Genomic DNA, 11,210 nt, shown 5'->3' with positions numbered 1-11,210 from the left:
GCTCGCTGCGCTGCGCGTGCTCCACGTTGACACCTCCCACGCACACGCTGTCACCGCGTCAATCGAGGGAAATGCCGTTCAGGGTCTATCAGCTAGGTACGGCGAGGAGGGCGCGGTACGACCAGTGCGGCGCCGGTCGCACTCAGCGGGTGTAGAGCGGTGACATTGCTAGCGCGAAGGCGGTCATCGTGTCCGGGTCGATCGCGCGGGCCGGGAGCGGGACCAGGTCGACGAGTTTGTCGTCGCCGACCCGGATCGTGGTACGGCCGGTGGCCGTGTCCACGTACGCCTCGTCCCCGAGCGGGATCGACTGTGAGGTCGCGGCCTTGCGGATCGGCTCCATCAACGCCTCCGCGTTCGGCGTACGCCGTACCGACGTGGAGAGCACGCTGTTCGGGTTGACCCAGCCGCAGACCGGGTCGCCCAGCGCGGTCTGGCCGTCGCGGCGGACCATCGCGGGCGCACCCATCACCTTCTCCGCCGCCGACGACCCGCGTTCGCAGTCCGGCCGGGCGATCAGCGGCTGCGGCTCGGGCAGCCCGGGCGCCTGCCGGACGACCTCCTGCCCGAGTACGACGTACTTCGCGAGCGTGGCTGGCGGTCCGCTGACCTTGTACAGCCGACCGTTCAGCAGGAACACCACGAACGTGCTGGTCCCGAACCCGCCCTCGCCAACGACCGCGGGCTTGGCCGGCTCACCCTTCGTCGCGGCATAAGTCTTCTGCGCACTGGCCAGCGTCGCCTTTGTTGCCGGAAGCACCGAAATCCCGACCCGCAGCACCGGACCGTTCGGGCTGGTGCTCAGCCCGAACTGACACACGTCGTACGTCGGCAGACCGAAGTCAGCCGGCGCGGGCTTCGTCTGCAGCGTCACCACGGGCGTCCCGAGCGTCGACTGCACCAGCGGCTGGTCCATCCGCACGCACAGGGTCTCCGCGACCTTCGCAGTCGGCGGAGTGCTGGGTGACGGGGTCTCCGACGGAGTCTCGGTAGGCGTCGTACTCACCGACACGAGCGGCGGCACGTTCGGTGCGGTCTCGGTGCCAGGACCGCCGCAGCCCGCCACGGCGAGCAGTGCGACAACCAGGACTACAGGACGGATACGCATGGTGAGTTGACTCTAGCTCGCCGTGCGCAACTCCCTTTCCCTGACCGCGTGTTCGTCCGTGCGGGCGTCGTACCCCCAGAAGTCCCGTAGCCAGACAGCGGTCGCGACCACTCCGGCGACGCACAGCACGCCGCCGCTGACGATCGACGTACGGACGCTGGTCAGGTCGGCGACCAGACCCGAGCGCGACTGACCGCCGAGCGGGCCGAGGGAGTAGGACAGCATCTCGATCCCGGCCAGCCGGCCGCGCATCTCGTCCGGGATGGTCTGGTTCCAGATCACCGCGCGGAACAGCCCGGAGATCATGTCCGCGCCACCCGCGACCGCGAACAAGGCGATCGCGAACCAGATGTTCGGCGCCAGCCCGGCGATCCCGACCGAGGCACCCCAGGTGATCGTCGCCAGCACGACGGCCCGGCCGTGGTGGTGCACCCGGCGGGCCCAGCCGCTGGTCAGGGTCGCGACCATCGCCCCGATCGCCTCCGCGCTGTAGAGGAGACCGAGCAGTTTCGGCTCCTGCAGCACCTCGGTCGCGAACGCGGGGAACAGCACGATCGGCATCGCCAGGAACATCCCGACCATGTCGACGGCGTACGTCCCGAGCAGGTCGCGACGGCGGAAGGCGTAGGTGATCCCTTCCCCGATCGCGCGCAGGCTGGGCGGCATACTGTGCTCGCTCGTCTTGTACGGACGTAGCCGCAGGAACAGCAGCGTCGCGACGACGAGGCCGGCGAGCTCGACCGAGAACGCCCAGGCGACACCCACGGTCGCGACCAGGACACCGCCGAGCGCGGGGCCGGCGAGTTGGCCGACCTGGAGGGTCAGCGCGTTCAGCGTGACCGCGGCCGGCATCTCCTCGTGTTTCACCACCCGCGGAAAAAGGGCGTCCCGGCTCGGCCGTTGCAGTGACGTGGCGATCGCGTTGAGACCACCGCAGACATAAATGAGCCAAACCTGCGGATTGGTGAGCAACGTATTGGAGAGCAACAGCGCACAAATGACGACCTGGGCGATACCGGTGCCGATCAGCATCTTCCGCCGGTCGACATGGTCCGCGAGCGCTCCGCCGTACAAGCCGAACACGACGAGTGGCGCGATCGTCACCAAGCCCATCGCACCGACGGCGAAGTTCGAATGCGTCAATTGGTACAGCTGGTACGGGAGTGCGACGTACCCGACCATGCCGCCGAGATAGAAGACCGAACCCGAGATCACCAGGATGCGGAAGTCGCGGGAACCGTGCCAGGGAGTCAGATCGACGCGCAGCCGGGCCATGCTGAATTTTGAGAGGCGTTCGCGGACACTTGATGCCACCGGCATATAGTGACATGGGAAGCCGCCCCGGGAGGAACCCATTTACTTTCCACGGTCGACCGATTGGTTGCCCAGGGCGTCAATCTTCCAGGTTCGGAACAGCCCGCCGGATCTGTCAGACGAGCGGGAGCAGGGCGCTCAGGTCTGTGCGTTCGCCGCTGGCCCGGAGTCTGCCGGTGGCGCGGGCTTCCGGCCAGGTGGTGCGGCCGAGGGCCACGTCGATCCACAGCTCCGGCGGGAGTTCGACCACGGCTCCCGGGGTACCGCGGGTGTGCCGGGGTCCCTCGATGCACTGCACCGCGCCGTACGGCGGGACCCGGACCTCGACCGCGTGTCCGGGGGCCTTCGCGACCAGGAGTTTCAGCAAGTGCTTGGTGAGCAGCTTGAGGTCGGCGCGTTCCGCCGTACCGGCGTCGTACCGCTGCAGTGCCTGGTCGAAAGCGGGATCCACGACGTGCCAGCGTACGCGGGAATTGTGAGGTCGCCCCCTTCGTGGTCGATAATCAGGCGGGAGAGATGGGAAGCGAGGTCGGGATGCTCACGCCCAGGCACCAGGCGCTGCTGATGACGCTGGCGGGAATGACCGTCGGCGTAGCTGTGTTCGGCACCGTGCTGGCGATCAACGGGGATTTGACCGGGAACGACACCCCCGCAGGGATCGTGAACAACCAATCCACACCCAGCACGCCGTCCTGCACCGGCTGCCTGCAGCCGGACTCGCTGCAGTACAGGCTGCAGACCTTCGGCAGCAAGAGCGATCCGGTGTCCGCCGAGGTCCCGACCAGCTGGAAGAGCACCCAAGAAGGCACCCGGCCGCGGTTCGCGGACTCGACCGGGGTCTGGCAGATCCGGTTCGACACCCGGGGCAGCTCGCGGTCCCCCGCCGAGCAGGTGGAGAGCCGCGCCCGCAGCATCGACGAGCGGGACCTGAAGGTGATCAGCCGCGACAACGGCACCCTCATCTACACGTACGTCGACCAGACCCGCGGACCGCGGATGGGCCTGTCCCGCTGGGTCTCCACCGACGGCGGCCAGAGCTCGGCCGTCGAGATCACCGTCGGCGGCCGCCCGAAGGACGAAGCCGCCCTCCGCGCCGTCCTGGAGCAGGCGACCAAGACCCTCCAGCTCCCGACGGCGCCGAACGACACCCGCCCGGGCTAAGCCGCCGTCAGCACTTGATGTCGGCGGTGGGGGCGGTGCCCTGCAGCAGGTAGCTCTCCACGGCGTTGTCGACACACCTGTTGCCGGCCTTGTAGCCGGTGTGGCCGTCACCGTCGCGGGTGATCAGGACACCGCTTTCCAGCTGGCCCGCCAGACCGACGGCCCATTCGTACGGCGTCGCCGGGTCGCGCGTGGTGCCGACGACCACGATCGGCTTCGTCCCGGCCGCCTTGATCGGGTGCGGCTTGTCCTGGGGCTTCACCGGCCAGTTCGCGCAGGGCAGCGAGCCCCAGAGCAGGAACTGCCCGAACCGTGGTGACGCCGCCTTGTACTCCGCCTCTTCCGACTTCGCCTGCGCGATCGAGGTGAGGTCCGGACGGTCCAGGCAGTTCACCGCGTAGATCGCCTCGTTGTTGTTGCTGGCGTACCCGCTCGGCTCGCGGTCGGTGTACTGGTCGGCGAGCGCCAGCAGCCGGGCGCCGTTACCGGCCAGCCCGTCCAGCACCGCATCCTCGAGCCGCGGCCAGAAGTCCTTCACGTACAGCGGGAAGATGATCCCGAGCACCACCAGGGCCTGGGTGACCTGGCGTTTCCCGTCACCCGGCAGCGGAGTCGCGTCGCTGTCGTTGATCAGCTTGTCGACCTTGGCCAGCACCTCTTGCTTGGTGCTGCCGAGCCGGCACGACCGCTGCGCACAGTCCTCCGCGAACGCGTCCAGCGCGGTATCGAAGCCCTTCGCCTGGGCCATGTTGTTCTGCTTCGACGTGTTCGACGGGTCCACCGCGCCGTCCAGCACCAGCCGGCCGACGTTCTTGGGGAACAGCTCGGCGTACGTCGCGCCGAGATAGGTGCCGTACGACATGCCCAGGTAGTACAACTCCGAGTCGCCGACGATCCCCCGCAGTACGTCGATATCGCGGGCCGCGTCCTTGGTCGACACGTGCGGCAGCAACTCACCGGAGCGCTGCTGGCACCCGTTCGCGAGGATCTTCGCCTGGTCGTTCAGCTCGGTGATCTCGGCCTCGTTGTCCGGGCTGCCGTCGGCCGCGATGAACTTGTCCAGCTGCGCCGTGTCCAGGCAGCGCACCGGCGTGGACCGCGCCACCCCGCGCGGGTCCCAGCCGATCACGTCGAACTTCCGCAGCAACTGCGCACCGAGTGCGAACCCGGCCGACGCGGCGTACTCCTCCCCCGAGGCGCCCGGCCCACCCGGGTTGATGAACAGCGTCCCGATCTTGCCGGTCCGGTCCCGGGCCAGCACCTTGCGCGCCCGCAGCTCGATCGTCTGGCCGGTCGGCTTGGAGTAGTCCAGCGGCACGGTGATGGTCGCGCACTGCTGGTTGGAGCCGCAGCGCTCCCAGTCCGGCTGCTGCTGGTAGAACTTCTCCAGCCCGGCCGGGACCGGGCCTGCCGGTCCCTTGGTTGGGTTGCCGCCGCCGGATCCGCTGGCCGTGCCGTCGCTCGCGTCCTGGGCCCGGCTCGCCACGCCACATCCACTTGCCAGAACCGCGAGAACCGCCACCAGAGCAACCGCTCGGGGGGTGAGGTGGGCAGCCCTTCGCTTCGCTCGAGTGCTGGGGAGAAGAGCAGGGTTGGGTGGTGCGGTCGTCCTGCCGATCACTGCGAAGTGTCTCCCTCGTCGTCGTGGTGCAAGCGCCGGCGCCGCCGTGGCTTCCGTTGCCGTCGCTGCTCGGCAGTCTCCGCGGTCTGAGGCGTCTGAGCGGTCTCAGCGGTCTGCGCGACCTCGGCTTCCGCCGGTACGTCGATGATCGGCGGTGCGTCCGGTGTCGTCGTACTGGAGGCCTCGTACTGCTGGCGCGGCGAGCAGACGTCCGCACGGCTGCACGCACAGCGCCGGCCCGACGCCGCCAACCGCACCACCACGGTGTCGCTCGGCACGTTGTGTCCGACCACCACTCCATCACCCGCGGGGGTCTCCACCTGGGTCCCGGTCGCCGGTGCCTTGGCGTTGAACTCCTGGTACAGCGGGTGCTCGTACTTCAGGCAGCACATCAACCGGCCGCACGCGCCGGAGATCTTCAGCGGGTTGAGCGGCAGATCCTGGTCCTTGGCCATCCGCACACTGACCGGCTCGAAGTCCTTCAGGAAGGTGGCACAGCACAGATCCCGTCCGCACGGCCCGATCCCGCCCTGCAACCGGGCCTCGTCGCGGGCGCCGACCTGGCGCAGCTCGATCCGGGCGCGCAGCCCGCGGGCCAGGTCGCGCACCAGTTCGCGGAAATCGACCCGGTGCGGAGCGGAGAAGTACACGATGACGAGTTGGTCCACATCCGCCCGGCGGTCGACGAAGTCGATCCCGACCACCTTCATCGGCAGCCCGTGCTGGCGGATCAACCGCTTCGCGATCACCCGCGCGTCGGCGCGCCGCTGCCGGTTCTGCTCGTCCCGGTCCAGGTCCGCGGCCGTGGCGACGCCCTCACACAGCGGCAGGCCGCCGATCTCCTCCGTGACGTACTGCGGCGCCCACACGCACTCCGCCACCTCCGGACCGTCGTCGGTCGGGACCAGCACTTTGTCCCCGACGCGCGGACGATGCGGGCCGGGGTCCAGGTAGTAGAGCCGCCCGTACCGCTCGAACGACACCGCCATCACCATGCCCACGCGGCCAGCGTACTTTGTGGATCAGCGTCGGGTGCCTTTCACGCTGCCGGTGAGCTGGTCGAAGTCGGGGCCGTAGGCTGCGCAGACGACCAGGCGGTCGTTGGCGTTCCAGAGCTGCTTGGTGGGTGTCCAGTAGTCCCACTCGAGCTCGGTGTCCTTCACCGTCGATCCGACGTACTCGCCGAACTCGGTCGCACACGTCTGCTCGCCGGCCTTGTCGATCTCCTTGTCGCCCGGGTACGGGCCGTCCGGGAGCGTGACACCGGCGATGATCTCGCCGTCGTGCGGCTCGGCGCAGGGCTGGCGGACGACCTCGTCCTCCTCGTCGCTGTCGTCGAAGCACTCACCCACGGCGAGGTCGTCGATGTACGTAGCCGACGCCGAGTACGACGACGAGGGCTCCGGCGCGCCGTAGTAGTCGTCGTCGCTGCTCAGGCCGAGCACGACGATCAGCACGACGTAGAGCAGCCAGCCGATGGTGCCCAGGGCGCCGAGCACCACACCGGCGATCGCCATGCCTTTGCCGTTGTCCTGCCGCCTCTTGATCTGCACCAACGCGGCGATGCCGAGGCCCAGGGCCACCGGCGAGGCGAAGCCGATGCAGAAACCGCCGATCCCGGTCGCCAGCGAGGCGATCGCCAGACCGTTGTTGCCACCGCCCCCACCCGGATACCCATAGCCGTACGGCTGCGGCCACGTCCCCGGATACTGCGGCTGGCCGTACCCAGGGCCGTACTGCGGCTGACCACCCGGCTGTCCGTACGGCGCTTGCCCATACGGCGACTGTCCGTACGGCGACTGCCCGACCGGCTGCGGCTGCTGCGGTTGCCCCGGCGCCGCCCACTGCGTCGGCCCGGCCTGCTGCCCGTACGACGGCTGCCCTGACTGCCCGTAGGACGGCTGCCCCGGCTGGCCGTACGGCGTTTGCCCGCCAGGTTGCTGGGCATGCGGCTGATCAGGACGGCCGTAGGTCGGGAACGACCTGGGCACGTCCTGGGGCCGTTCCGGCTCCGGTCCGTACGGTGGTTGACTCACGTTCTCCCCCAGTGCTTCCCCCGCAAGTTGCTACCGCTGCGACCCGCGCATGGTACCCGTCAACGGGGTCCCCGGCATTCCGACCAGGCACAGGACGTTGCCGTCAGCAACAGCACGATCCTCCAGGACGACGTAGTACATGTCCAGTTCCGACTGCTCGTACGGCTTGGCGACGAAGGCGCCGAACGCGGTCGCGCACTGCTGGGTGGCGACCGTTCCCTTGTCGTCGGCCGACAGCCCCGCCAGGTTCGCCCGGACCCTCGCGTACGCCTCGCCGGTGTGCGCGACCGCACAGTCGGCGATCCGCACCACCCGCAGCGTCTCCGCCTCCAGATCGGCGTCGAAACACTGCTGTACGACGACCTCCGAGATAGCGACCGTCCGGCCGATTCCCGCCTTGCGATCGCCGTACAGGCCGAGGGCGACCGCGACACCGATCGCGATCGTCCAGCACAGGCTGATTGCCAACGCGCCGTACGCCAGCCGCTTGCCGCGGCTCCCGGTCCGCTTGATCCGGCGCAACGCGATCCCGGCCAGCACCACGGCAACCGGCACCAGCCCGGGCAGGCTGGTCACCAACGCCGCCACGGCGTAGCGATCCTGGCGCTGTTGCGCGGGTGTCGGTACGCCCGCGAGCCAGGACTCGGCCGGCGGCAGGGAAGGCCGGGGAGGCTGGATCGGAGGCGTTTCCGTCATTCAGGTCCGTTCGGGCATGTACGGCCGAGCGTTCTGCCCGGACACCCAGACATCGGACCGACTGGTCTCGGTGTTACAGCGCTGCCCGCTCACCGGACACGAGTCTCAGCACGTGGCTACCCCTCGAAGAGCCCGATCGTCATCGCTTCGAGGGCCAGCAACGGCGCAACGTTGGTCTCGATCGCCTCTCTGCAGGCAGCGATGGCATCGATCCTTCGAATCGTCTGCTCAGGGGTGGTTCGGCCCGCCAGTTGCTCGATATTCGGGCGGAGTTCGGCGTTGATCAACTCGGCGCCGGCGCGGGTCTGGACCATCAGGATGTCGCGGTAGAGCGCCATCAGGTCGACCAGTGACCGGTCGAGCACGTCGCGTTCCCACCGCTTCGCCCGGGCCTTCTGCTGGTCCTCGAGTTCCTTCAGCGCGGCGTTCGCCTCGCGCGGCTTGGCGCCCTTGGTGCCGACACCGAGTGCTTGCTCGAGCGCAGCGCGTTCCTTCTCGTCGACCTTCTCGGCGCTGGCCTTGGCCTCGACCTTGGCCGCCTCGACCAACTGCTGTGCGGCCTTGAGACAGGCACCGAGATCCCGGAGCGCGAACGGGACCTCGAGCACCTTGGTGCGGCGGTCCCGCACCTCCTCGTCCCGCGCCAGCGCCCGAGCTCGGCCGATGTGTCCCTGGGCCGCCCTGGCTGCGAACCCGGCCAGCTCGGGATCCACGCCCAGCTTGCCGATCAGCATGCTCGCCACCGCTTCCACCGGCGGAGTGCGCAGCACCAGCAACCGGCAGCGCGACCGGATCGTCGGTACGACGTCCTCCACGGTCGGCGCACACAACACCCAGACCGTCCGCGGCGCGGGCTCCTCGATGCTCTTCAGCAACGCGTCGGCGGCCTGCTCGGTCAGCCGGTCGGCGTCCTCGACGACCATCACCTGCCAGCGTCCCTGGGTCGGGCTCATCGCGGCCCGGCGGACCAGTTCGCGGATCTCGCTGACCCGGATCGACAGCAGTTCGGTGCGGATCAGCGACACGTCCGGGTGTGCACCGCTGAGCGCCGTACGGCACTCGTTGCACTCACCGCAGCCGCCCCGATTTTTGCATTGGAGGGCAGCCGCGAAGGCCCGGCCCGCGTTCGACCGTCCGGACCCGGGCGGCCCGGTGATCAGCCAGGCATGCGTCATCCCGGCCACGGCAGCACCGGACTCACCGCGCATCCCGGCTTCCGCACCGGACACAGCCTTCGTGAGTACGGCGACCGCCGGCTCCTGCCCGACCAGGTCGTCCCACACCCTCATAGATCCACCTTCGGGAGCATCGGTTGGAGTCGGGCGCGGATCTGGGTGGCGATGTCTTCGCGGTCCTGGGTCGCGTCGATGATCAGGTAGTGCTGCGGTTCGGCGGCGGCGAGCTCGAGGAACGCGTTCCGGACCCGGACGTGGAAGTCGTGCGACTGGGCCTCGATCCGGTCCCGCTCGGTGAACCGGTCGAGCCCGCTCTTCGGCGGCAGGTCGAGCAGGATGGTCAGGTTGGGCCGGAGGTCGTCGGTGGCCCAGCGGTTGACGCGTTCCACGTCGGACAGGTCCAGGTCCCGGCCGGATCCCTGGTAGGCCAGCGCGGAGTCGACGTACCGATCGGTGATGACGACCGCGCCGGCCTTGAGCGCGGGCTTGATCACCGAGTCCACGTGCTCAGCCTTGTCGGCCGCGTACAGCAGCGCCTCGGCGCGGTGCGAGATGTCACCGGTGGCCGGGTCGAGGACGATCTGGCGCAGCGTCTTGCCGAGATCGGTCGCACCGGGCTCGCGGGTGAGCAGGACCTGCTGGCCCTGCTCCTTCAGCCACTCGACCAGCAAGGCGGACTGGGTCGACTTGCCGGCGCCCTCGCCACCTTCCATCGCGATGAACAGGCCGGTGGTCGGGTAGACGCCAGGGGTCTTGCCGAAGCTCCGCCGTAGATCGCGCCAGAACGGGACCCCCGGGCGGTCGTCCATCTGCCGCCAGGCGATCAGACCGATCACACCGGCCAGGACGGCGGCGATCAGCATGGTCATCGACGCGCCGTTGTAGGTGATCGACCGGCCGGCGACGGTCCAGGTGTTCTGTCCGATCGCACCGGCGGCGAACGGCGCGATCGCGAGCGTGACCGCGAGCACGGTCCGTACGGCGGACTGGACGAAGGCGAAGGTCCGGCCGCGCACCGCGTCCGGAACCTCGAGCCCGAGCAGGGTATAGCCGCAGACCCAGGAGGCGCCGGCGCAGAAGCCGAGCAGGATCGCGATCATGGTGGCGATCTCGATCTGCTGGATCAGCGCCAGCCCGGCCAGGCAGATCCCGGAGCCGACCAGGCCGGCCGCGAACAACCGCCGCCGGGACAGCCCGGAGAACAGCCGCGGCGCGAAACCCATGCCGAGCGCGAGACCGCCGAAGACGGCACCGAACAGCACGCCGTACCCGGGATCGCCGGCCCCCAGGTCCTCGACGTACGTGCGCCCCAGGCCGATCACGACCGCGCCGGCCGCGAACGCCCCGGAGATACCGACCACGAGACCGCGGACGACCGGCGTACCGGTGACGTAGGACCAGCCCTCGACCATGGTCCGCCAGAGCGTCGGATGCGCCTCGTGCTCGTGCACGGCCCGGCCGATCTCGGCCACCGACACGATCGCCAGCGCGGACACGACGAAGGTGGCGGCGTTGACGTAGACGGCCAGATCGATCGAGAGCTCGCCGAGCCCGCGGGTGATCAGGGTGATCGCGGTGAAGATGACGGCGGCCGGCAGGGCAGAGCCGTAGGTGGTGATCAGGCTGATCTGGTTGGCCGCCTCCAGCCGGTGCCGGGGCACCAGGTTCGGCACGCTGGCGTCCTTGGCCGGGCCCCAGACCAGGCTGACGATCTCGATCAGCACGGTCGCTACCAGCAGCCAGGTGAGGGTCCCGACGATCGGGATGGTGACGAAGAGCGCGGCCCGGACCAGGTCGCCGATGATCATCGTCCAGCGCCGGTCGAGGCGGTCCGCGACCCAGCCGGCCACCGGCCCCATCACCAGCGCGGGCAGCACCCGGAGGAACAGCACGCCGCCGATGGCGAAGTTCGCCGCCTGGTAGTCGTCGCCGGCGAAGGACTTCGCCATCGCGGTCAGCGCCAGCAGGCCGATCCAGTCGCCCAGGCTGGACAGCCCGAACGCGATCCAGAGTCGCCGGAACGCCCGGATCCGCAACACCGCGCGCACATCGTGCGCCGGTGCTGGATCAGTCAACGGGTCATAGGCCTCCGGCACACC

Annotated in this window: 10 protein-coding genes; 1 reads left to right on the top strand and 9 read right to left on the bottom strand. The window is 69.3% G+C overall.

Going from position 1 to position 11,210, the window contains the following annotated elements; all coding sequences use genetic code 11:
- Window positions 1-142: 142 nt before the first annotated feature.
- The 3 genes from EV652_RS37690 to EV652_RS37680 all read right to left on the bottom strand — a co-directional run bounded on the left by EV652_RS37690 (window position 143) and on the right by EV652_RS37680 (window position 2,873).
- Complete coding sequence (locus EV652_RS37690; RefSeq protein ID WP_132214557.1) at window positions 143-1,108, bottom strand: hypothetical protein; 966 nt, start codon at window positions 1,106-1,108, stop codon at window positions 143-145.
- A 12-nt stretch (window positions 1,109-1,120) separates the two neighbouring features.
- Window positions 1,121-2,383 carry an MFS transporter gene (locus EV652_RS37685; RefSeq protein WP_242002249.1) on the bottom strand — a complete coding sequence of 421 codons (1,263 nt, stop codon included), beginning with the start codon at window positions 2,381-2,383 and terminating at the stop codon, window positions 1,121-1,123.
- A gap of 154 nt (window positions 2,384-2,537) precedes the next feature.
- On the bottom strand, window positions 2,538-2,873 hold the full coding sequence (locus EV652_RS37680) for a sterol carrier family protein (RefSeq protein WP_132214553.1): 336 nt from the start codon (window positions 2,871-2,873) through the stop codon (window positions 2,538-2,540).
- Window positions 2,874-2,938: 65 nt separating this feature from the next.
- Here EV652_RS37680 and EV652_RS37675 point away from each other — a divergent pair, with 65 nt between their 5' ends.
- A complete protein-coding gene (locus tag EV652_RS37675) occupies window positions 2,939-3,583 on the top strand; it encodes a hypothetical protein (protein WP_242002248.1) in 645 nt (214 codons plus the stop codon).
- Between the two features lie 7 nt (window positions 3,584-3,590).
- Here EV652_RS37675 and EV652_RS37670 read toward each other — a convergent pair whose 3' ends face one another.
- The 6 genes from EV652_RS37670 to tmk all read right to left on the bottom strand — a co-directional run bounded on the left by EV652_RS37670 (window position 3,591) and on the right by tmk (window position 11,207).
- Window positions 3,591-5,069, bottom strand: coding sequence for an alpha/beta hydrolase (locus tag EV652_RS37670; RefSeq protein ID WP_242002247.1), 1,479 nt, complete (start codon window positions 5,067-5,069; stop codon window positions 3,591-3,593).
- Window positions 5,070-5,200: 131 nt separating this feature from the next.
- Complete coding sequence (locus tag EV652_RS37665; protein ID WP_132214605.1) at window positions 5,201-6,199, bottom strand: PSP1 domain-containing protein; 999 nt, start codon at window positions 6,197-6,199, stop codon at window positions 5,201-5,203.
- Window positions 6,200-6,226: 27 nt separating this feature from the next.
- Window positions 6,227-7,195 (bottom strand): DUF4190 domain-containing protein, encoded by a 969-nt coding sequence (locus EV652_RS46070; protein ID WP_132214551.1) that lies wholly within the window; start codon window positions 7,193-7,195, stop codon window positions 6,227-6,229.
- 75 nt (window positions 7,196-7,270) lie between these two features.
- Window positions 7,271-7,936 (bottom strand): DUF4190 domain-containing protein, encoded by a 666-nt coding sequence (locus tag EV652_RS37655; protein ID WP_132214549.1) that lies wholly within the window; start codon window positions 7,934-7,936, stop codon window positions 7,271-7,273.
- Between the two features lie 116 nt (window positions 7,937-8,052).
- Window positions 8,053-9,225, bottom strand: a complete 1,173-nt coding sequence (locus EV652_RS37650) for a DNA polymerase III subunit delta' (RefSeq protein ID WP_132214547.1) — start codon at window positions 9,223-9,225, stop codon at window positions 8,053-8,055.
- Window positions 9,222-11,207, bottom strand: coding sequence for a dTMP kinase (tmk, locus tag EV652_RS37645; RefSeq protein ID WP_132214545.1), 1,986 nt, complete (start codon window positions 11,205-11,207; stop codon window positions 9,222-9,224). Before tmk ends, EV652_RS37650 begins: the two co-directional genes overlap by 4 nt.
- Window positions 11,208-11,210 lie beyond the last annotated feature (3 nt).

The sequence above is a fragment of the Kribbella steppae genome (assembly GCF_004342025.1).
In the GTDB taxonomy this organism is placed as follows: domain Bacteria; phylum Actinomycetota; class Actinomycetes; order Propionibacteriales; family Kribbellaceae; genus Kribbella; species Kribbella steppae.
Note: the sequence above shows the minus strand (reverse complement) of the source record. Positions and strands in the feature narration are given on the sequence as shown.